The sequence below is a fragment of the Paenibacillus sp. BIC5C1 genome (assembly GCF_032399705.1).
Classification (GTDB): Bacteria; Bacillota; Bacilli; order Paenibacillales; family Paenibacillaceae; genus Paenibacillus; species Paenibacillus taichungensis_A.
Genome location: NZ_CP135922.1, coordinates 107579 through 129017 on the forward strand (window position 1 = coordinate 107579; position 21439 = coordinate 129017).

A 21439-nucleotide genomic window follows, 5' to 3' on the forward strand; every position below is an offset into this window, starting at 1 on the left:
CGAGGTGAGATTACCTTTTGCGTATTAATAAATTTATCAGTGAAACAGGTTTTTGTTCCCGTCGGGAAGCCGACAGATTGGTGGAAAGTGGGAAAGTAACAATTAATGGAGTCAAGGCAGAGCTGGGCAGTCAAGCTGAAGATGGCGATGATGTAAGAATTAATGGTCAACCTATTAAGGAAAAACGGAAACACGTATATATTGCGCTTAATAAACCTGTCGGAATAACCAGTACAACCGAACAGCATATTCAAGGGAATATCGTTGATTTTGTAGGGCACACAGAGCGAATTTTCCCAATTGGTCGCTTGGATAAGGATTCGGAAGGTTTGATTTTGATGACCAATGACGGTGATATCGTCAATCGAATTCTAAGGGCAGAAGGACGTCATGAGAAAGAATATATTGTCACCGTGGATCGTGCGGTAACGCCGAGTTTCTTAAGAGGCATGAGCACAGGAGTCAAGATCCTTGGCGAAATGACGCTGCCTTGTACGGTAACTCGTATATCAGAGCGGGTGTTCCGCATTATTCTGACGGAGGGGAAAAACCGTCAAATTCGCCGGATGTGCAGCGCATTTGGCTATGAGGTTCGGAAGTTGAAGCGAATTCGTATTATGAACATTCATCTCGGTGAGCAGGCCACAGGGACCTGGAGAGAGCTGACACTGGCAGAAAAGTCTGAATTGAGCAGTTTGCTGGATTATAATATGGAATAAATGATAATATCCAAGGCGCTGTTTTCCCTCAGGGGAAGCAGCGCTTTTTCATATCAGTGGATAGAAAAAAGCCACTCTCCTGTAATGAAGGAGAGTGACTTAAGCATTAGTTTGATACAACGGAACAACTCTTTAGTTATCTTTTCCGACTGCTTTCACGGCTGTGTTGTTACTCTGATATTTCCGGATAATTGAAACTTCTACCCGACGGTTTTGAGCTCGTCCAGCATCTGTTTGGTTGCTAGCGACTGGGTGATACTCTCCATAACCGCTAGGTGTGAACTTCGAAGGGTCCAGCGCCTCATTCAATAACAGAATTTTGAGGAAATTCAGTGCTCGATCGGCACTCAAATCCCAGTTATCCTTATATTGGCTGTTCGAAATGGGAACATTATCAGTATGGCCAGACACAACGACTTCATATTCCGGGAACTCCTGCAGCATGCTCGAGATGGCTTTGGCCAGCGAGCGTGACTCTGGTTTAACATCAGCCCGGCCTGAGGAGAACAGGGCGTTATCACTAATCGTGATTTTGAGCTCCGACTGATTCAGTTTCGTATTCAGCTGATCGGAAAGCCCGTTTTTCTGAATATATTGATCAAGCCGTTTCTTGAGTTTCTCCAGATCTTCCTGTTCTTTCTGAGCCATCTGCGCATCTGTAATCTGAGCCGGTGTCTTCTTGATATCTTCGGGCTGCTGTTTGCTCTTACCCAAATCTATAGTAGATTCTGTAGGGTTCATGGAGGTATGATCCAGTACACCCGAACCACCATTTAATGCGCTGCTCAGTGCGGAAGCCATCTGTTCAAACTTCGTTGCATCTATAGAGCTCATAGAGAATAATGTGATAAACAGAGCGAGCAGCAACGTCATCAAGTCGGAGTAGGGAAGCAACCAGCTCTCGTCTATGTGCTCTTCATGCGGTTCGTGTTTTTTAGCCTTTTTCACCTGATGAGCCCTCCTTCTCTTCCAACTGTCTACGTTCGGAAGGTGTCAGGAATACAGATAATTTTTGGTTAATGGCAATGGTGGATACACCGGATTGTATGGATAACAAGCCTTCAACCATCATCAGCTTGATTTCCATCTCTTTTTTGGACATCCGCTTCAGTTTATTGGACATTGGATGCCACAACACGTAACCACTAAAGATACCGAGAAGTGTTGCGATAAACGCCGCTGCAATCGCATGCGAGAGCTTTTCCATATCACTGAGATCGGCAAGCGCTGCGATGAGACCTACAACGGCCCCGAGTACCCCGAGCGTTGGTGCATACATCCCCGCTTGGGCGAAGATCAATGCACCTCCACGATGGCGCTCTTCTGTAGCATGAATATCTTCCATGAGTACATCACTTACAAATTCCTGATCATTGCCGTCAATAATCATACGCATACCGCCGCGCAGGAACTGATCATCAATATCTTCGACTTTCGATTCAAGTGCGAGCAAACCTTCACGACGGGTAGTGGAAGCCCAGTCCATAAATGTGCCGATTAGAGAAACACGGTCAATCAGTTGTTGCTTTTTGAACAGTACCCCGAAAAGCTTGGGGATTTTTTTAACTTCAGACATGGGAAACGCCATGAAAATAGTTGCTGCCGTACCAACAAAAATAATAACGTAGGCTGCCGGGTTGTTAACCAGGTTGATTAGGGGCGCACCCTTCAGGAACATACCCAATACAAGTGAAACCAGCCCTAAAACTAGTCCGATAATCGTTGAAATTTCCATCATACACCTCATCCATGAGATAAAATTGAATCCTTTCAAGCGGCTTTATTCGGGCTTCCGGACGAACGTTACACCGCAATCCGTTTAATGTTAGGCATCCTTTAGGGTTGCAGAAACAGTTAAAACGGTCATGTATAGTATTTATCGACCAGATGGCCTTTTTTTTTAAGGGTTATTTTCAGGTATAATAAGAACAAATCTGCTCCTTAGGGGCTAAATAGGAGTGAAAAGCCAATGGGCGTAAAGCATGGACGGGATTATGAAGGAATATTGACAGATTTGACAGAGGCTATAGGACGAATACCGGACCGCTATGTTTTCTTTGAGATGGATGAGGAAGAATGGTCACGCCTTGGTGTAACAGAGCAACTCGAAGTGGATGAGGCGCTCGCGGAAGATCTGTTCTACGCGCTAGGTGAGGAGTCGGTCATTCCGGTAGGAAGTGGAGTGGTCATTCATGACAAGGATCAGCACCGAATTCATATCTTAATTGGGGAAGAAGAGCTGACTTTTGTACCTCTCATTTAGTATGCTCCCATAAGATATTTGGTACGGAAACCTGAGTTGGAGAATCTCCCTAAAGCCTTATGGTTAGTGGATCTAGCGCCATTTGTACTATTGGAATTTGAGGCTTGTCCGTGGTAAGATGATAGTCATGAAACGGGCGAACCGCAGGGCGGTGGACCTATGCGTTTGGATTGCTATGGGTAGCACCAAAGGTTTCGGTGGCAGCATGGACAGTTGTCTGTGATGAGCCATCATATGGGGAGGAAGATAACGTATGGTTTTTACGCAAGAGGAAGTCGAAGCTCATCTGGGAAGGCTGGAAGGCTGGGAACTGGAAGAGGGACGATGGATTGTCCGCAAGTTCGTATTTTCCAACTACATGAAAGGGATTGCATTTGTGGATGAGGTCGCAGCGATTTCGGAAGCATTCAATCATCATCCTTTCATTACGATTGACTATACAACGGTCACACTGCGTCTCACGTCGTGGGATGAAGGTGGCATCACATCTGTAGATATTAAAGAAGCACAACAATATAATGAGGCTTTTGAAAAAATGAGGTCGGAATAACCTGGATCGGTTATTATCGCACTACCGGAAATGAGTGAAACATACATGTCAGACGATAATCAGAACAAACCTCTTATTGCTGTCGTAGGCAGCCTTAATATGGATCTGGTGGTGAAGACGGACATCATTCCTGAGGAAGGCGAGACGGTGAGCGGGGAGGAACTGCATTATTTGGCCGGGGGCAAAGGCGCTAATCAGGCGGTTGCTGCTGCACGACTGGGCGGACAGACAACGATGGTTGGTGCGGTAGGTTCGGATGGTTTTGGTGAACGCCTACTGCACAGTCTAACGGAAAGCGGGGCGGATGCCTCGCAAGTTCGCATTCTCGATGATACTGTTACTGGTACGGCCTCCATCTGGCTCTCCAAAGGAGATAACCGGATTATTGTTATTCCTGGAGCGAATGGGCAGGTTGTGCCTGCGATGCTGGAAGAGGCGGATACGGTAAAAAGCCTGACTGCAGCCGCAGCGGTGCTGCTGCAGCTGGAGATCCCGCTGCCTGCGGTCACCCGCGCCGCCCAACTGGCGGCTGAAGGCAGCGCATTGGTGGTGCTCAACCCGGCACCTGCTGTGCCGGGTCTGCCCCAGGAGCTGCTGCGGTGCGTCGACGTCATTACGCCGAACCGCAGCGAGCTCGCCGTGCTCACCGGCCGGGATGATCTCCGGCCGGAAGACGTGGATGCGGCGGTCGCAGAGCTCGCCGCATCCCTCGGGGCCGCTGTCGTCACGACGCTCGGCCCCGAGGGGGCTGTGTACGCGGCAGCGCCTAACGGCCGCGTACAGGCAGGGCGAGCCGGCGCGTGCCGTGCGCCCGGCTACGCCGTAAGCGCCGTCGACACGACCGGCGCTGGCGATTGCTTCAACGGCGCGCTGGCAGTAGCCCTCGCGCGCGGAGAGACGCTGGACGCGGCGGTAAGCTTCGCCATGGGCGCAGCCGCGTTGTCCGTGACGAAGCTCGGCGCCCAGTCCGGGATGCCGTCCGCACGTGAAGTGCAGGCTTTTCTTGCCGAGCAGAAGGCAAAGGCCCAGTAGTCTATGCATGCTTTAGCTGAATCAGAGGCGGTAGGTGGGATGAGCCACTGCAACAGAGGAGCATTAGCGTGGTATACGTTTTCATCCAAGCATCCCATCCCTGAAATGAGCAAGAGGCTCTTACTTCCCAGTACGGGAGAGTAAGAGCCTCTTCTCTGTATGACCATTGATAAATCCAGCAACCCTGAAAGACGAATAAGGGTTGCCTACGTGTGCGTCAAGCGTCAGCGTGGTTTATAGCATGCTTAAAGAGCAGGAGGTGACTAAAGCCACCACACTCTCTATACCTGCAACTCTCCACAATCTGAACGCCTGGGGCGTCTTGGATTACTTCTTCTCCGCCAGCCACATCGCAATATTCGCGATTTCTTCATCCTTCAGCTTGTCTTTGAACGAAGGCATGCCGCCGCTTTTACCTTTGACGATGGTCGTATAAATCTTCTCCACATCGTCCTGGCTGCCAATCTTCTGCAGACTAGGGCCCATGCCCCCTTGAAGCTGATCACCGTGGCAGGTAATACAGTTTGCTTTGACCAGTGCCTCGGCCTGTCCTGCATCCATTGTAACTTGCGGCATCGTCGGTTTCGCTTCTTCAGCAACTTCCTCTTTCCCTGGAAGCGTAAACATTAGTACAATAGCTAAAGCGCACGCTGCAAAAAATACCCCGCTCATGATCCATTTGTGCATCCCTTATGTCCCCTCCAGAATGAAAGATCATCTAACTTGAAACTATCCATATCATTATAACGGAACCTGTAGTGACATCATAGCATTTTGTGGTAATTTTTTGAACTAATCACATAACAGGGGACTTTTTAGGGTGATTTTAAGCCTTATTTACCCGCGAGGACCCTCATAGACCATGCAGTAAAAAGGTTGCAAACCACTCGGCGTCTGTCGTTCATATGTATCCTGCGTAACAAATCCGGCTTTAAGATAGACGCGAATGGCCCGGTCATTCCAGGTCAGAACTTCCAGATCAATTTCGTTTGCAGGGTTCCGGCGAATGGCTTCCTGCACAATGGCCGATACAAAAGCCTTCCCTTGTCCATGACCACAGCGTTCAGGGTGCATACCCAGACCAATGCGGGTGACACCTTCAAGCGGGAAATATTGAGCGAAACCGCAAATCTGCTGATCCTCTCCCAGCACTACCGCATATTGTTCCTTCCGCAGCTGGGGATCGCCGAATTCTACTTCAAGTGCTTTCATCTGCTCCCAGGGCAGCCAGCTATAAATATTATAAGGGGGGTCATACTGCCAATCGCAGATGAGCTCCGCATGTTCTTCTTGCATGGGCACAACGTGAAACGTCACAGGGGCTTCATCCATACAACTGTACGCTCCTCTCATTGTGAACAAGCTATAATGATTCTGATTTGTCCATATACATATGTCATTCCGTATCTAAGCTTGTTTCCACTCTACAAAAGAGGTGTTCATTTGGCAAGCCCCCGTTTTAGAAAAAAAAGTGAAACAAAAGTTCCGGTAATTTCGTTTATATTATAGTGGGATGGGTAAAAACATTATAAGAGCACGGACGAAGCAACAAAAAATAGCTCAAAAAAAGTTAAAGTTAGATTTGATAGCTGTCTCGAATACGTTAAAGGAAACGAAGCACAAAAAAACCGCCGGACACATTCCTGCGGAGAATGTACCAGACGGTTCTATTATGCTTCGTTACAGTAGTGTTATTGTTACAGCATGACGTTGCTCAGCTTGTCCCTAGTCGATGGCCAATGTCTCATATGCGTCCGTGCTCATAATGCGTTTAGCGCCAACATAGCGGTTAGCCCAGTAGCTTTCGCTTAATGCGCTAATTGTAACTCCTTTGGAAGAAGAAGAGTGTGCAAACTTTCCATCCCCTACAAAGATACCAACGTGTGAAACCCCTTTGCCCGTTGTATTGAAGAATACCAGATCACCTGGTCTCATTTCCATACGGGATACTGAATCACCCATGTCGAATTGCGAACTCGATTGGCGAGCCAAATCAATACCCAGCTTGTCGAATACATAACTTGTAAACCCAGAGCAGTCAAAGCCGTTAAGCGTTGTTCCTCCGCTTTTGTATGTAGTTCCCATTGCCGAATCAATGACTTGGTCCATTTTTGAATCTGCGAATGCGCTGCCTGCTCCAAGCGATAATGCGAATGTGATGCTGAGTACAGCTGCGGTTAATTTCTTTTTAAACAAGAGATATACCCCTTCCAATGCCTGCGAGGTTAGCTTAAGGATTCGGTTGAAGGTCCCCTATGATCCCTCTGTTGCAAGATCAATTCACCCATAACTGGTTCCCCCGCTTCCCAGGTGCTAGGAATTTGGCTGCTAGTTATGCACCTGCGAAATCAAGAAATGACGATTAAATTTTAAGTAGTTACAAATATGAAGGTAAAGATTACAAAGTTGTTACTAAAAACTCACTGCGATTATTGTAACAGAGGTATACCACTTTGGCAACGTTTAACAGCAAAATTAGCAAAAAAAACCTCGACCTTTGACGGGGAAAGGTCGAGGTTTGCTTTTTTAAAGGCGTTTAATGAAAACAACTTTACATAGAGATGGTAACAATTTTTAACTATGCACGTTAATCTTTGACCGAGTTGGACTGCCATAACCGGAAATGTGCGCATATTTTCCATAGGCTCAGCAAGCACCGGGCAAGTGGATACGTCTGTTGTAGTATAAGACCGGTTAAGCCCGTTAGTAACCATGAAGCTGAAGTAAAGGCACCAAAGACCAGGAGATGAAGGCCACCCAGCAGGACAGCAATGCCGATTAGAGTGATGACCTGGCGTAGTGCAATCCATAGAGCTTGAAACGTACCACGTGCTCCGCCTTCCCCATCAGGTGCTGAGATACCAAACTGCATGTAGAGCAGGATATGATGGATAACCCACCCGTATACAATCCAACCAGCAACATAGGGAATACCAGGCAGGAGCAGATGGAGGGAATGAAAACCTTCCATAAGGATGGAATAAAGTTTTGGTGCGAGCCAATAAGCCGGTAGCAGCAGCAATAGGGTGCGAATGGTGTGGAGCAACAGCATTGGTTTCCACAAATTTTTGATGCCGCGAATGAATGGAATGCGCTCTTCCGAATGATTATAATGCTGGAGCGAATAGAGCAGCCCTGCCTGAATGAGAGGGCTAATTAGCATCCGTAGCAGCAGCATAGCCCCTAAAATCCATAAATAGCGATGGACCTCTGGATTCATAGTCAGGCCGAGTTGGCTCTCCATTTTGAATAAAATCGTACTGAGTTCCCCTGTATCAGGGTCGGGATAACGCAGGAGCAGCGGGACCACAGCTGACTGAACCATTCGATAAAGAAAGTATCCCCATACTAATTGATAGAGAAATAAGAGTGCTGCAATAAACATATGTTGACGGACGAGAAACCAGCCTTCACGTATTTTCGCTTTCACTGTATCCACCTCACCATGACAGACTTCCGAATATGGCTTCTATAAGTTTGGTTGCGCTCATGCTCCAGCGGGATTTGGTTGGCTCATCCAGTCCGGCTCTCAGGAAATTGTTTATATGATGGTTCTCCAGCACAATTGTGTATAGCGGGTCAGTCATAGCCCAGGAAACAGGGGAAGTGTAGGTCAGTTTGTAGGTAATGCGCTCCTCGCTGCCATCCCATTCTTTCGTCATGGTTTTCCCGTCTTCGAACATAATTCGAACAGGCACCTTTTTATATTCACTGCCTTTTTTCTGGACTGTAATGGACGACTCGTACAACGTTTGACCGTCTTTTAGGATAGGATTGATTGCGATCTTCTCCACTGCAAAGTCAGCCATTCCGTCTCCGTATACATACTGATTAAAATAATCAGTCCAGGATGTACGGGTTACTTGCTCCACGACCTTTTGAAAATCAGACGAAGTAGGGTGCTTGAAGCGGTATTTCTTTACATAGGTCGAGAGGATACGCTCCATCGTTTTGGCACCAACCTGTTGTTCTATCCCGAGTAATACAAGCTTGCCTCGTGTGTATACGTTCGCTGCATATTGATTCTGGGAATCAAACTTCCAGGAGTCCTGTGTCAGTGAAGCTGGAGAAGTAATGAGACCTGATTGTACAGGCAGATTCGGGATAAGTCCGTATTCCTGTTCCATCACTTTGTCTTCTGCATAGGAGGTGAATCCTTCATCCAGCCAAGCCTCTTCAAATTCATTACTCGCGACCATGCCGTAAAAATACTGATGCCCGATCTCGTGCACAACCGTACGTTCCAGATCGTAACCAGGTGCAGAATCATCCGCACCGAAGGCAGTGACCAAAGTAGGGTATTCCATTCCTCCTGCGCCATTCCCCGATTTGGGCGGGACAACGATGGACAGTGTGGAATACGGATAGGGGCCAAACCACTTGCTATAATTAGATAGCGCTGCTTTGGCGGCGTAGAAATAACGTTCCTTCAGATCCTGATGAGCAGGGTCGAGATACAGCTTGATTCGAACGCCTGGCACATTGGGAGCGGAGAAGGGCTCTTCCGCATAAACAAAATCAGGAGAGGCTGACCAGGCAAAGTCATGCACATCATCGGCATAGAACTGATATATTTTTTCTCCGTTCTTCACAACAGCTTGCTGGGTCGGGAAACCAGTAGCAGCTACTTTGTATGTTTCCGGTACCCGAATACGCACACTATAGATACCGAAATCAGCATAAAACTCTGAATTTCCATGATACTGATGCAGATTCCAGCCTTCGGTCGTCTGACCTCGTGTGCCTACTGGCTCATATACACTAAGTTTAGGGAACCATTGGCCTGCCATTACAAAATTATCTGCCGTTCCCATGCGGGCAAAAATTTTCGGTAGCTTGACCTCAAATCGGGTGTGAAGCGTTATGCTTTCACCGCCTTTAACGGGTTTGGGCAGCCGTACCTTAATGAGGGTAGTATCTTTCATGTTTCCGTCATCCGGTTGCACATATTGCATCCGATGCAAGAGAGAAAGCCCGTCCTCTGTTTTCATTTCTGTAATATGCATGGAACCATAACCGTTCGTGGGCATGACATCACCACGAAGTTTCCCCCCGGATTCTTTCATAAAAGTGGTGTCAGCAGAAGAGAAGGCATTGGGATACATGTGAAAATAAAGCTCGCTGACAGTTTTCTTACCTGGATGTGTCCAGGTTATCGTCTGAGTCCCCTGAAGTACATTTCCGTCTACCAGCTTCACATCCATGTGATATTCCACTACGCGGTTGCTGAACACTTCAGCGGTAGGTGTTTGTATACTTTCCGGAGATGTTTGGGTTTTGACGGGTGCCGTAGGCTTGCCCGATTCTGGGGCGAGCGCAGGCAAGTCAGAATGAATGGAGCGTGTGGAACCCAGACCAAGCCATATCCCCCCGGCAACTACACACAGGGTTATAATTGCGGTGAGCCAGCTCTTGGCGCGTCGTGGAATCATCGTTAAATACCTCCCGTTGACAAGCATCTACAGCATGTATATGTTTGCATTGGGGCGATTATTAGTTAAAATATTTGTATCAACCCTTGGAGGCTATAAAACATGGACCAAAACGAGCAAAACGGCAAAAAACAGATTGCCTTGAATATCGTTAGTGCAAAGAGCAAACACAAAGGCTTCGGTGCAGGTTCCATAGATCTGAACAACCTGTCTCCAGTTATTATTGATAACGGAGAAGCTAAGATCGATATTGGTGCGATGCATGCAAAGAGTAAAGTGGAGCGCAACATCAAGTTCTCAACCAACCGTGAGGACGTACCCAATGGACGCCAGGTATGGCTGGTATGGGTAGCTGTGGACCGTAACGAACAGGGGCAGTTCTATGGTGGTGCAACTGCGTGTGAGATGTGGATTGATACAGAGGCGCGTCGTGGATGGAAACTGCTGGCCGATCATGTGAACCGCATGGATTATGCTATGAAGCGGCGGTTCATGCTGGATGATCTTGGACCTGAGGATCGCGCAGCACTCAAGACGCTGTTGATTACGCACAACGAAGAATGGTGGAACGCTTCTCCGGATGAGTTGAAAGAGGCGCTCGCTTAATTAATGAATGTTCTAAGCTGTTCAAAAAAAGAAGAAGCAAAAGCCCCGTGACCGAGATAATCGGTTCGGGGCTTTTGCTTGTATGCTAAAATTGAATTTTGCGGATGCTGACGCAATTACGTCATTACGTATTTACGTCACTTTGGTTATTCAACCCACCAGCGTTTGAAATCCTTCCACCATGAATGTTTCTCTTCCTGTATGCCCTGCTGGTTTTGCACTTCGCGACTGTCTTTATCATTCTCTGAACCCGGATCGTCCGAAGCGCTGCGACAGACCTCGGTCGGTTCCGTGCCATCAATAAAAACTTCCAGCCGTTTCTCGGCACAGCCATTGCCAGCCAGTTTGCCGGATTCGGGATCGATATATACGCTGACAACGTTATCCGGTACGGTGAAAATCTTCGGCGGAACACTGGCGAGTGCCTGTTCCGTGAATTGGGCAAACATGGGTGCCGCACGACGCCCGTCGGATGTGGAAATAGCTTTGCCTTGATCGTAACCGACCCAGACAGCTGTTGAGAGCTCTGGAGTGAAGCCGACTAGCCAAGCATCCGTATTGGTTGTACCCGTTTTGCCGGCGACAGGTCGCTTAATGGTTGCAGATACTCGATTGCCCGTTCCACCATTTTCGAACACACTTTCCATCAGCCGTGTTAATACATAAGCGGCAGCGGGTTCAACGACCCTCTCGGCCTTGGTCTGAGGTGATTCATAGAGTACTCGTCCTGCGGCATCCGTCACTTGCAGAATGGCTACAGGAGGAGTTCTTTGGCCACCTGCGGCGATAGCGGAGAATGCTGAAGCCATCTCCAGTGGACTAACCGGTGAGGTGCCGAGTGCAAGGGAAGGTACCGGGCTCATATTGCTCGTAATCCCTAGGTTTTTGGCCATTTTCACCACTTGTTCAGGTCCAATCTGCATAATCGTATTTACCGCGTAGATGTTGTCCGAAGCGGCGATAGCCTGTCTCAGATCAATCTCACCTAAATACTTATCCCCGAAGTTGCCGGGTTTATAGGTCTTGCGATCATTGTCATAATGAAACAGGGTCGGCTCGCTTTTAAACATGGAAGCACTGGTGAGCTGTTTCGATTCCAGGGCAGCCAGATACATAATTGGTTTAAAAGCCGATCCCGGCTGGCGTGTAGTCGCCAGTACATGGTTAATCTGATTGGTGCGGTAGTTTTTGCCGCCAACCATCGCTTTGATGTATCCGGTACGCGGATCGATCGATACCAGAGCGGTTTCGAGCTCGCTTTTGGCGTCCATACCTTTGGCTACGGCGTCTTCCGCCGCTTTTTGCACACGCAAATCCAGCGTGGTGTAGATATTCAATCCTCCATGATCCAGCATCGCTTCGCTGATCCCCAGCTCTTTGATGGCCAAATTACGGATATAATCGCGGAAATAAGGTGCACTTTCCACGGTTTTGCGTTCACTTTCGGGTTTAAACGAGAGCATTTCCTCATAAGCCTTGTCTGCTTCCGCTTGCGTGATTTTGCCGATGTCAGCCATGGCATTCAATACAACCTTCTGCCGGTCCTTGGCGTTCTTCATATGATTATATGGAGAATAGTAGGTCGGCCCCTTTGGAATCCCTGCAAGCATGGCACTTTCGGCGAGCGTCAGCTGTTTGGCCGATTTGCCAAAATACATCCGTGAGGCTGCTTCGATCCCGTAGGCGCCGTGACCGTAATAAATTTCGTTCAGGTACATCTGCAGAATTTCATCCTTGCTGTATTTCATCTCCAATTGTGCCGTGTACATGGCTTCCTTGGCTTTGCGGGTCCATGTCTTTTCATGGGATAAATACAAGTTGCGCGCGAGTTGTTGCGTCAGTGTACTTGCGCCCTGGGACATCTGCATATGTTCCAGGTTGACGAGTACGGCCCGTCCCATCCCTCGGATGTCGAAGCCGACATGATCATAGAACTTGCGGTCCTCTACAGCAAGTGTAGCGTTAACCAAATCAGGTGAGATATCTCCCAACTGTACCGGTACCGAGTCTTTGCCGCCTGCCGAGAAAGTGGCAATGACTTCGCCCTGGCTGTCCAGCAGCCTGGAATTGCGATCGGAGTCGGCCAGTGGCAGGCTGGTGGCGTATAGATAGACCAATGCTGCTGCCATGGCGATTAGGCCTAGAATAGCGAGCAGAGAAAGGCTTTTGATGACTTTCCATATGCGGAACCCGCGTTTGCGGGTCTTTTGGTTTGATTGGGTCATGGAACGGGCTCCTTTCTTTTCTTTCCAGTATGGGAATTCAGTGACATGGATATTCAATCCGCCCGTTCAACGGGTTAAAATATAGCTTTTTTGCAGGAAAAAACCGTTTTGCAGTATAAACGTCAATCGCGTATAATGCAAAAGGGTAATGAAAAGTAACAGTTCGGCACAACATACAATAGGTAAGGAAGGTCGAACAGTACCCATTGTCAGTGATTGGATTCTTTGATTAGTCAGACGCTATGTACGCTCTGGTCAATTTAATCTATATAATGAAGTGAACCGCGGACCTTTCCCGCAGCCAGCAACCATAACGCTGTATGGCGCCGAACGCTGGACGTGCTTGAGCGAACCGGCAGCGCACCCGCGCGTTGTCAGGTATGGCTGATCATTAACTTTACGGAAAGAAGGTAGAGATCATGGAATTGTGGTTTACGGAGAAACAGACCCCCGCATTCGGAATCACCGCGAAGATTAAACAGACCTATGTAAGCGAAAAGACGGATTTTCAAGATCTGGCTATGGTAGAGACCGAAGAATTCGGAAATATGTTGCTGCTTGACGGCATGGTGATGACGACGGTGAAAGACGAGTTCGTTTATCACGAAATGGCGGCTCACCCTGCGCTGAATACACATCCGAACCCGAAAAAGGTGCTGGTTGTCGGTGGCGGTGACGGCGGAGTTATCCGTGAAGTCATTAAGCATGCTGCTGTAGAAAAAGCGGTTCTCGTCGAAATCGATGGGAAAGTGATTGAATATTCCAAAAAGTATCTGCCTGAAATCGCCGGTAAGTTGGACGAGCCTAACGTTGAAGTGCTGGTGAACGATGGCTACATGCATATTATAGAGCATAAAAATGAATACGATGTAATCATCGTTGACTCCACAGAGCCTGTAGGTCCGGCTGCTCCACTGTTTGAACGCGGTTTCTACCAAGGTATCTATGAAGCGCTGAGAGAAGACGGGATCTTCGTTGCTCAAACGGACAACCCGTGGTTCAAAGCGGATCTGATTCAAAAGGTAAATAAAGACGTTAAAGAAATCTTCCCGATCGTACATGTGTACGGTTGTAATATCCCTACGTACCCAAGCGGTCTGTGGACTTTTACAATGGGTAGCAAAAAACATAATCCGCTTGAGGTGGATGAGACGCAGATTCCAGAGATGGATACGAAATATTACTCTCCACGTCTGCACAAAGCGGCGTTTGTTCTTCCTAAATTCGTGGAAGACCTTACGAAATAAGGAGGAATTATTAGATGAAATTGGATCAAGCTTATTCAGGTAACGTGTTTATTTGCAGTTCGGAGGACTATGAGAACTCAAAAGCGGTCATTTATGGTATGCCGATGGATTACACCGTCAGCTTTCGTCCAGGGTCCCGTTTTGGTCCTTCCCATATTCGTCAGGCTTCGGTTGGACTTGAAGAGTACAGCCCTTACCTGGATAAAAGCATTGTGGATATGACTTACTTTGACGCTGGGGATCTGCTTTTGCCTTTCGGTAACGCAGGGCGCAGTCTCGAAGTCATTGGAGAATACATCGGTGGCCTGCTGGCTGACGACAAATTCCCAATTGGTCTCGGCGGGGAACACCTCGTCACTTGGCCTGTCATTCAGCAAATGTACAAAAAATATCCGGACCTTATCCTGATTCATATTGATGCACATGCGGACCTTCGTGAAAACTATGAAGGCGAGCCATTGTCTCACTCCACGCCAGTGCGTAAAGCAGCTGAACTGATGGGTGGCAAAAATATTTATCAGTTCGGAATTCGTTCCGGTTCCCGTGAAGAGTTCCAATTCGGACGGGAGAACATCAACTTCTATCCGTTTGAAGTGGCAGCTCCGATGAAGGAAGCTCTTCCGAAAATGGGTAACCGTCCAGTGTACGTTACAATCGATATCGATGTGCTTGATCCGTCTGCGGCTCCGGGTACAGGAACAGCAGAAGCGGGCGGTATTACGTCCAAGGAACTGCTTGAAGCCATTCACATGATCGCAGGATCAGATGTAAATGTGGTCGGTTGTGACCTGGTGGAAGTGGCACCGATTTACGATCCAACGGAACAGACACAGATTGTGGCTGCCAAGATGATCCGTGAAATGCTGCTTGGATTTGTGAAGTAATCGCAAAACAACAGCGTCCTCTGTCTGCGTCAGGTTGGAGCCTGCGTAGGAGAGGGCGTTTTTTTTTGTGATTGCCTCCTGATCTCATTCGTGAAGTATAGGGTGATTGGGTTCGAACGTATACTAAAAAAGAGCCTTCACCGCGCCAACGGTAAAGACTCTTGGGACCGCGAAAGACTGTGGATTGCCACGGCGTGCAAGAATTAAATATTGCTATTCAAGCGAAACCCACCGTCAGGCTTCCGACCTTATGAGGTGGGTTTTGGCTTACAATTCAAGCCCATAACATTGATTATAGCACGTACGTTCCCGTGCCTCTACCATTTGATTCCGCCCCCGCGTTAAGCGAAAACACGTATTTGGGATGAATCTATTTTAATATTTATGTATAATATGGAAATAGAGGAAGGGGTTTTTGTTATGCATGCAATCCGGGCTCAATTGAGTATGTATCCCAAATGGTTCATAGCGGTACTTATGATATTTACCATCAATCTTATATTAACAATGACTTTGTTCATCAATTTAACGTTAATACTCGCTAATCTCTCCATGTTATATGCTGCTTTTAGCATCAAGACCCTTAAATACAATAAAATTCATTTTGTCCTGTGTCTTATTTTAAGTATCACTTTTGTGATTATTGCATTTAAGACATATCCCATTTAATTCAGCTCTTAGCAGAGATTAATGATGAATCACTCATGCCCATGAGATAAAAAATGTGGGCATGAGTGGTTTTTTAATTGCAATAATGTCACGCGAATTAAACAAATTGTTACGTTAAATCCTGCGTAATGGGGTAAAAACATAGAAGGAGGTGTCACAATGACAACAAAGAGCAGAATGACATGGAAACGGATTGGCGCACTCGCACTATCGGTAACATTGGCTTGGGGACTGGGACCGGTACATACTCTACCCGGCGCTAACGCTACATCCTCCCCAACGTGTGGAAGTGGAGATCACGGATTAACAGCTACGTTGAAAAAAGGCAGTGGTGTGGAAGACCAACGACTGCAATTTACGGATATCGATTTTCTAAACAATACAACCGGACGGGCTGGTGGTGAAGGCTTCCTCATTGGCACATCGAATTCAGGCTGCACCTGGCAGTCCATCTATACGGGGCAATGGCAGTTCACACAACTTGATTTCCCGAATAATGTGAATGGATTTGCTTTGGCACAGGTAAAGGATTCTCCAACGACATATCTCATCCGCTCAACGGATGGTGGCGCACACTGGACACGGATGGATACTAAAGGGGTACAATTTAAACGTATTGATTTTCGCAATAAAAACGAAGGCTTTGGATACACCTATAATGGAGCTTATTTGACGAAGGATGGCGGTGAAACATGGAACCGAATCTCCACACCAGTCAATACACGCGGAGCTGTGTTCACGACAGAGAAGCAAGGTTATGCCATTGTGGTGGCTCCTGGTGCGGGTTACCGTATTATGCAGACAAGTAACGGCGGTAAGAACTGGACGCAATCGCTGAAGGTGGCCTCAACAACTTGGAGTGGTGGAGATTTATACGCAAGTGGTAACCAGTTATGGGCTCTTCTGTATGGCGACGCAGGGATGTCGCAGCAGTCGTATTCCCTCTACGCTAGCGGGAATGAAGGCAAGACTTGGAGACAGGTCTTTGCTCAATCGACAGCAGGTGGTGGCCCGGCTCCAGGTGCAAGCAGCACAGGGAATGGAAAAGGCCCCGCAGACCCAGGGGGTCACCCAGGGAACATGGCGTTGATCGGTAATCAGACGGCCTATCTCTCTGCAGGGTCACCTGCAGCAGGCAAAGTGGGGATTGGGCGTTCTTATGATACAGGTTCCACGTGGAAAAATATCGACCTGAAAGATTCAGGTTATAGCTCTCGCATTTCGTTTCCTTCTGCAAAAATAGGTTGGCTCGTCGTAACAAGCGACAATTCACCTGCGATTTATGAGACAACAGATGGTGGAACAACATGGAAGCAAAAAATGTTATTGCCCGCTGAAAACGAGTAAATGGCGTCATGCCATGGAATAATTTTAAGGCGATTTCAATCTAAAATGGTATAAATCTTAACTTGTTTGGCCTGATGAGGCCAGCGAAAAAAAACAAGCCTTTTCCGGACAAATGAAGCCGGAAGGGGCTTGTTTTGGCTTAAATAAAAACGGTTGAATCCTGTTCAGAAACAAGTTATTGTAAGCGATAACAATATTATTTGGGAGGTTGAAATTATGGTTGATGTTATTTTAAAGGCTGATTCGGAACAAGGATTAATAAATCGCAATATATATGGTCATTTCTCAGAGCATCTGGGACGCTGTATCTATGAAGGCATATGGGTGGGGGAGGACTCCCCTATTCCCAATACGGAAGGTATCCGAAATGATGTGCTTAATGCACTGCAAAAACTCCATATTCCCGTACTTCGCTGGCCTGGTGGTTGTTTTGCCGACGAATATCACTGGAAAGATGGCGTAGGTCCAAAAAGTGAGCGCGCCCGGATGATCAATACTCACTGGGGCGGGGTAGAAGAGAATAATCATTTTGGTACGCATGAATTCCTGAGACTATGTGAGCTACTTGATACGCAGCCATATATCAGTGGCAATCTGGGGAGCGGTACAGTGCAGGAGATGCAGGAATGGGTGGAGTACATCACGTTTGATGGAGAATCACCGATGGCGAACTGGCGAAAGAGCAACGGTCGTGAAGAGCCGTGGAAGCTGAAATACTTTGGTGTGGGGAACGAGAACTGGGGATGCGGCGGTAATATGCGTCCGGAATATTACGCAGATGAATACCGTCGTTATGCTACATATGTACGCAATTATTCTGGAAATGAAATTTATAAAATTGCATGTGGCCCCAATGACAACAACTATCACTGGATGGAGGTGTTAATGCGGGAGGCTGGTCGTTTTATGGATGGAATCAGCCTGCATTATTACACCATTCCAACTGGTGAGTGGGCAGATAAAGGTCAGGCTACAGGTTTTGGAGAAGCTGAATGGTTCACCACATTGAAAAAGACGCTATATATGGAAGAGTTACTTGTGAAGCACTCCGAGATTATGGACAAATACGATCCTGAGGGCAAAGTTGGTATTATCGTGGATGAGTGGGGAACGTGGTATAACGTTGAGCCAGGTACTAATCCAGGGTTCCTGTATCAGCAAAATACGATGCGTGATGCTGTACTTGCAGGGATCAATCTGAATATTTTTAACCAACATAATAAAAGAGTGCATATGGCCAATCTGGCTCAGATCGTGAATGTGCTCCAGGCGTTGGTTTTGACAGAAGGAGAGAAGATGCTGCTTACCCCTACATATCATGTGTTCGATATGTATCAGGTGCACATGGACGCGCAGCGGTTGGAACTGAATTACGAGAGCCCTGGATACACTTTCGGAGAAGAGACCATTCCTCAACTGAGTTTGTCGGCTTCTCGCAGCAATGATGGCGTTATTCATGTGACGGCGTGTAACCTTAGTCATACGGATGAGCTTGAAGTGGTTTGTCAGATTGATTCAACGGACGCTTCTGCTGTATCGGGACGAATTCTGTATCACGCAGATTATAGTGCATTTAATACATTTGAACAGCCCGATCAGGTTAAACCTGAGGACTGGAAGGGGATTACACTCGAAAATAACAAACTGCGTTTTGTACTGCCTCCGGCCTCGGTTGGTGTGGTCGCTATAAAGGGATGAACAAATGGATTCATCTGTGCATAGTAGAAGTGCTGGGAATCGGGAACCATGCAAGGGATGTAACGATCAATATGATGTGAAGATTAGTGAATCCAAGATGGCCCGGCTCGTGGAGCTGGCCTCACGCTCACGTCCAGCCGTCGAGGATGCTGAATATGAGCGTCGGTTGTCCACTTGCTCTGATTGTCCAGGGTTACAATACGGTACAACCTGTCGTTATTGTGGTTGTCTCGTACAGGTGCGCGCCAAGCTGGTAGAGTCGACCTGTCCGTTTCCATATGAGCCGCGATGGACCTGATCCAGAAACGTATTTCTTTATTAATGAAGCAAGGCAGAGCTGCACTTTACAGGTGTGGCTCTGCTTTTTTTGGTGCTGATGGGCAAAAACTCTGAATTTGGATTTGAATTGAGCGGGTGAACTGGATATAGTTATACAGTAGAGTGTAGGATAGCGAGCTATCCGGGAATATGAGCGCGTATAGCGGCACAACAATACAGGAAGGGCTGTTCTCACCGGCCGTGCCTGATTTTGCGTCGCCTCGAATATAATGGAGGTTAACATTCATGTCGAACATGCGACCGGTTCAGATCCGGCTGCACAGCCGTTATGAAGGTGAAGATGTACTGCAGGAAATGCAGGGTGAAGCCGTATTGAAGGGATCTGTGCTCTATGTACGTTATGAAGAGCCACAGGCTGGCCCCGAGGGCGGTATTACCCGAACAACATTGAAGCTGGGCGGACAATCCATCAAGATTATACGTCACGGCGAGGTGGAATCGGAGCAAACATTTGAGTTAAACCGGAAGCTCCCTGGTTTTTACCGCTCGCCGTATATGTCGTTTGCCTTGTCCACGCATACACAGGAGCTGGAACTTTCCATTCAGGGATTGAGCGCACGCGCAGCGTGGAGCTATGACTTTTACCGCTTTGACGAAGAATCCGGACATTTCGCGATTAGTTTGCATATACAGGAGGAACCAATTTCATGACACGTAATCCATTAGATACGATTAACGAACGGGTAAGTACAGCCATCGGCAATGCCATTGTGACTGCTGGCATTGTTTCGCAGGAAGATCTGCCGACCATCACCCTTGAAGTACCACGCGAGAAAACACACGGCGATTTGGCGACCAATGCCGCTATGCAACTGACCAAGATTGCTAAGCGTAATCCACGCCAGATCGCAGAAGAGATTATTGCCAATCTCAACCTGACTGAAGCTGGAATCGAGAAAGCGGAAATTGCCGGACCGGGATTCATTAACTTTAAGTTGGACAAGAGTTATCTCTACCCTGTGCTGGGCCTTGTACATGAGCAGGGTGAGAATTATGGAAGAATCAATGTTGGTGAAGGGCGCAAGGTCGAGATGGAGTTTGTCAGTGCCAACCCGACAGGCAGTCTGCATCTGGGCCATGCGCGTGGAGCGGCTGTGGGTGATGCGCTTTGCAACATCCTCGACTATGCCGGATATGATGTAACACGTGAATATTACATTAATGACGCGGGTAATCAGGTATTTAATCTGTCTCGTTCCATTGAAGCTCGCTATTTGCAGGAACTGGGCCAAGACGCAGAGATGCCGGAAGACGGTTATCATGGTGAGGATATCAAAGGGTTTGCCAAGGAGCTAGTGGCTGAGAAAGGCGATTCTTTACTGTCCATGCATCCAGGTGACCGTGCAGCTTATTTCCGCGACTTCGGTTTGGAAAAAGAATTGGACAAGATCAAACGTGATTTGAATCGCTTCCGCGTCAATTTTGACATCTGGTTCAGCGAAACATCACTGTACGATAACGGAGAAGTATTGCGTGTACTTGACGAATTGCGTGATCGTAATGAAATCTATGAGCAAGACGGAGCAACTTGGTTGAAAACAATGCAGTATGGTGACGATAAAGAGCGTGTTTTGATCAAAAATGACGGTACGTACACGTACCTTACACCAGACATTGCTTATCACCGTGATAAATATGCGCGTGGATACGACACGATGATTAACATCTGGGGAGCAGACCACCACGGTTATATTCCGCGGATGAAAGCGGCCATGCAAGCACTGGGCAACGATCCTGAGAAATTGGTCGTGCTGATTGCACAGATGGTGAGCTTGTTCCAAAACGGCGAGAAAGTGAAGATGTCCAAACGTACAGGCAAGGCAGTAACGATGGAAGATCTGATGGACGAAGTAGGCATTGATGCCATTCGTTACTTCTTTACCATGCGCAGCATGGACTCTCATCTGGACTTTGACATGGACCTCGCAATTTCGACGTCTAATGAGAACCCAGTATTCTATGTACAATACGCTCACGCTCGGGTATGCAGCGTATATCGTCAGGCAGAAGAACAAGGCATTGAGCTGTTGCCTTTGGCACAGATCGACCTCTCGAAGCTGACAACGGAACATGAATATGACCTTCTTCGCAAAATGGGTGAACTGCCTGAAGAAATCGCGACTGCTGCTACGGGATATGCGCCGCATCGTATTGTTCGTTATGTATATGAACTGGCATCCCTGTTCCACAGTTACTATCGTGCAGAGCGCGTCATTACTGAAGACGCAGGACAAACCCAGGCGCGTCTGGCGCTGATCGGTGCTGTTCGCACCGTCATCGCAACAGCGCTTCGTCTGGTGGGCGTATCCGCACCGGACAAAATGTAATTCGAGCCCTGGCGGTGTGCAACCGCCCTATGGCTTTGACAAAAAGTCTCCATGCACCACGCTTGCAATGCAGCGTGGACATGGAGACTTTTTGCTGTGCC

The 21439-nt window shown here is 47.7% G+C and carries 20 protein-coding genes and 1 riboswitch; of the genes, 12 read left to right on the forward strand and 8 right to left on the reverse strand.

Features of this window, described 5'->3' with window-relative positions:
* The first annotated feature begins 17 nt into the window (after nucleotides 1-17).
* On the forward strand, nucleotides 18-719 hold the full coding sequence (gene rluF / locus RS891_RS00490) for a 23S rRNA pseudouridine(2604) synthase RluF (RefSeq protein ID WP_113055822.1): 702 nt from the start codon (nucleotides 18-20) through the stop codon (nucleotides 717-719).
* Between the two features lie 132 nt (nucleotides 720-851).
* Here rluF and motB read toward each other — a convergent pair whose 3' ends face one another.
* Both motB and motA read right to left on the reverse strand, forming a co-directional pair.
* Nucleotides 852-1667: a flagellar motor protein MotB gene (gene motB, locus RS891_RS00495; RefSeq protein ID WP_113055821.1), complete on the reverse strand. Its 816-nt coding sequence runs from the start codon at nucleotides 1665-1667 to the stop codon at nucleotides 852-854.
* Nucleotides 1654-2454: a flagellar motor stator protein MotA gene (gene motA / locus RS891_RS00500; RefSeq protein WP_090905357.1), complete on the reverse strand. Its 801-nt coding sequence runs from the start codon at nucleotides 2452-2454 to the stop codon at nucleotides 1654-1656. Before motA ends, motB begins: the two co-directional genes overlap by 14 nt.
* A gap of 234 nt (nucleotides 2455-2688) precedes the next feature.
* Here motA and RS891_RS00505 point away from each other — a divergent pair, with 234 nt between their 5' ends.
* From RS891_RS00505 to rbsK, 3 genes are all read left to right on the forward strand, one after another.
* Nucleotides 2689-2982, forward strand: coding sequence for a hypothetical protein (locus tag RS891_RS00505; protein WP_063567630.1), 294 nt, complete (start codon nucleotides 2689-2691; stop codon nucleotides 2980-2982).
* Between the two features lie 253 nt (nucleotides 2983-3235).
* The gene (locus RS891_RS00510) at nucleotides 3236-3532 is read left to right on the forward strand and encodes a 4a-hydroxytetrahydrobiopterin dehydratase (protein WP_064641360.1); all 297 of its coding nucleotides are present in this window, start codon (nucleotides 3236-3238) and stop codon (nucleotides 3530-3532) included.
* 45 nt (nucleotides 3533-3577) lie between these two features.
* Complete coding sequence (rbsK, locus tag RS891_RS00515; RefSeq protein ID WP_113055820.1) at nucleotides 3578-4564, forward strand: ribokinase; 987 nt, start codon at nucleotides 3578-3580, stop codon at nucleotides 4562-4564.
* Nucleotides 4565-4891: 327 nt separating this feature from the next.
* Here rbsK and RS891_RS00520 read toward each other — a convergent pair whose 3' ends face one another.
* The 5 genes from RS891_RS00520 to RS891_RS00540 form a co-directional block, all read right to left on the reverse strand.
* On the reverse strand, nucleotides 4892-5251 hold the full coding sequence (locus tag RS891_RS00520) for a c-type cytochrome (RefSeq protein WP_063567633.1): 360 nt from the start codon (nucleotides 5249-5251) through the stop codon (nucleotides 4892-4894).
* 150 nt (nucleotides 5252-5401) lie between these two features.
* Complete coding sequence (locus tag RS891_RS00525) at nucleotides 5402-5896, reverse strand: GNAT family N-acetyltransferase (protein ID WP_113055819.1); 495 nt, start codon at nucleotides 5894-5896, stop codon at nucleotides 5402-5404.
* 393 nt (nucleotides 5897-6289) lie between these two features.
* Nucleotides 6290-6760, reverse strand: coding sequence for a C40 family peptidase (locus RS891_RS00530; RefSeq protein ID WP_076292199.1), 471 nt, complete (start codon nucleotides 6758-6760; stop codon nucleotides 6290-6292).
* Nucleotides 6761-6763: 3 nt separating this feature from the next.
* Nucleotides 6764-6901, reverse strand: a riboswitch (cyclic di-AMP (ydaO/yuaA leader).
* A gap of 250 nt (nucleotides 6902-7151) precedes the next feature.
* Entirely contained in the window at nucleotides 7152-7994 is an 843-nt protein-coding gene (locus RS891_RS00535; RefSeq protein ID WP_315794154.1) for a hypothetical protein, read from the reverse strand.
* Nucleotides 7995-8004: 10 nt separating this feature from the next.
* Entirely contained in the window at nucleotides 8005-9996 is a 1992-nt protein-coding gene (locus tag RS891_RS00540; RefSeq protein ID WP_315794155.1) for a M1 family metallopeptidase, read from the reverse strand.
* 102 nt (nucleotides 9997-10098) lie between these two features.
* On the opposite strand from RS891_RS00540, the gene RS891_RS00545 reads away from it, so the two are divergent.
* A complete protein-coding gene (locus tag RS891_RS00545; protein WP_315794156.1) occupies nucleotides 10099-10602 on the forward strand; it encodes a YwhD family protein in 504 nt (167 codons plus the stop codon).
* A gap of 146 nt (nucleotides 10603-10748) precedes the next feature.
* Here RS891_RS00545 and RS891_RS00550 read toward each other — a convergent pair whose 3' ends face one another.
* On the reverse strand, nucleotides 10749-12827 hold the full coding sequence (locus RS891_RS00550; RefSeq protein WP_113055815.1) for a transglycosylase domain-containing protein: 2079 nt from the start codon (nucleotides 12825-12827) through the stop codon (nucleotides 10749-10751).
* A 419-nt stretch (nucleotides 12828-13246) separates the two neighbouring features.
* On the opposite strand from RS891_RS00550, the gene speE reads away from it, so the two are divergent.
* From speE to argS, 7 genes are all read left to right on the forward strand, one after another.
* Nucleotides 13247-14074 carry a polyamine aminopropyltransferase gene (gene speE, locus RS891_RS00555; protein WP_064641349.1) on the forward strand — a complete coding sequence of 276 codons (828 nt, stop codon included), beginning with the start codon at nucleotides 13247-13249 and terminating at the stop codon, nucleotides 14072-14074.
* Between the two features lie 14 nt (nucleotides 14075-14088).
* Nucleotides 14089-14958, forward strand: coding sequence for an agmatinase (speB, locus tag RS891_RS00560; RefSeq protein WP_024628791.1), 870 nt, complete (start codon nucleotides 14089-14091; stop codon nucleotides 14956-14958).
* Between the two features lie 828 nt (nucleotides 14959-15786).
* On the forward strand, nucleotides 15787-16974 hold the full coding sequence (locus tag RS891_RS00565; RefSeq protein ID WP_315794157.1) for a WD40/YVTN/BNR-like repeat-containing protein: 1188 nt from the start codon (nucleotides 15787-15789) through the stop codon (nucleotides 16972-16974).
* A gap of 216 nt (nucleotides 16975-17190) precedes the next feature.
* Entirely contained in the window at nucleotides 17191-18672 is a 1482-nt protein-coding gene (locus RS891_RS00570; RefSeq protein ID WP_113055812.1) for an alpha-N-arabinofuranosidase, read from the forward strand.
* Between the two features lie 4 nt (nucleotides 18673-18676).
* Nucleotides 18677-18970: a DUF6171 family protein gene (locus RS891_RS00575; protein ID WP_113055811.1), complete on the forward strand. Its 294-nt coding sequence runs from the start codon at nucleotides 18677-18679 to the stop codon at nucleotides 18968-18970.
* Between the two features lie 266 nt (nucleotides 18971-19236).
* Complete coding sequence (locus RS891_RS00580; RefSeq protein WP_063567645.1) at nucleotides 19237-19662, forward strand: YwiB family protein; 426 nt, start codon at nucleotides 19237-19239, stop codon at nucleotides 19660-19662.
* Entirely contained in the window at nucleotides 19659-21338 is a 1680-nt protein-coding gene (argS, locus tag RS891_RS00585; RefSeq protein ID WP_315794158.1) for an arginine--tRNA ligase, read from the forward strand. The genes RS891_RS00580 and argS overlap by 4 nt, the downstream gene beginning before the upstream one ends.
* Nucleotides 21339-21439: the final 101 nt, after the last annotated feature.

Bases quoted from the DNA above. Each gene is read 5' to 3' on its own strand.
- RS891_RS00520 (WP_063567633.1), bottom strand. From the start codon at position 5,251: ATGCACAAATGGATCATGAGCGGGGTATTTTTTGCAGCGTGCGCTTTA.
- motA (WP_090905357.1), bottom strand. From the start codon at position 2,454: ATGGAAATTTCAACGATTATCGGACTAGTTTTAGGGCTGGTTTCACTT.
- RS891_RS00580 (WP_063567645.1), top strand. From the start codon at position 19,237: ATGTCGAACATGCGACCGGTTCAGATCCGGCTGCACAGCCGTTATGAA.
- RS891_RS00570 (WP_113055812.1), top strand. From the start codon at position 17,191: ATGGTTGATGTTATTTTAAAGGCTGATTCGGAACAAGGATTAATAAAT.
- RS891_RS00545 (WP_315794156.1), top strand. From the start codon at position 10,099: ATGGACCAAAACGAGCAAAACGGCAAAAAACAGATTGCCTTGAATATC.
- speE (WP_064641349.1), top strand. From the start codon at position 13,247: ATGGAATTGTGGTTTACGGAGAAACAGACCCCCGCATTCGGAATCACC.
- rbsK (WP_113055820.1), top strand. From the start codon at position 3,578: ATGTCAGACGATAATCAGAACAAACCTCTTATTGCTGTCGTAGGCAGC.
- argS (WP_315794158.1), top strand. From the start codon at position 19,659: ATGACACGTAATCCATTAGATACGATTAACGAACGGGTAAGTACAGCC.
- RS891_RS00540 (WP_315794155.1), bottom strand. From the start codon at position 9,996: ATGATTCCACGACGCGCCAAGAGCTGGCTCACCGCAATTATAACCCTG.
- speB (WP_024628791.1), top strand. From the start codon at position 14,089: ATGAAATTGGATCAAGCTTATTCAGGTAACGTGTTTATTTGCAGTTCG.
- RS891_RS00505 (WP_063567630.1), top strand. From the start codon at position 2,689: ATGGGCGTAAAGCATGGACGGGATTATGAAGGAATATTGACAGATTTG.
- RS891_RS00565 (WP_315794157.1), top strand. From the start codon at position 15,787: ATGACAACAAAGAGCAGAATGACATGGAAACGGATTGGCGCACTCGCA.
- RS891_RS00550 (WP_113055815.1), bottom strand. From the start codon at position 12,827: ATGACCCAATCAAACCAAAAGACCCGCAAACGCGGGTTCCGCATATGG.
- RS891_RS00575 (WP_113055811.1), top strand. From the start codon at position 18,677: ATGGATTCATCTGTGCATAGTAGAAGTGCTGGGAATCGGGAACCATGC.
- RS891_RS00510 (WP_064641360.1), top strand. From the start codon at position 3,236: ATGGTTTTTACGCAAGAGGAAGTCGAAGCTCATCTGGGAAGGCTGGAA.
- RS891_RS00525 (WP_113055819.1), bottom strand. From the start codon at position 5,896: ATGGATGAAGCCCCTGTGACGTTTCACGTTGTGCCCATGCAAGAAGAA.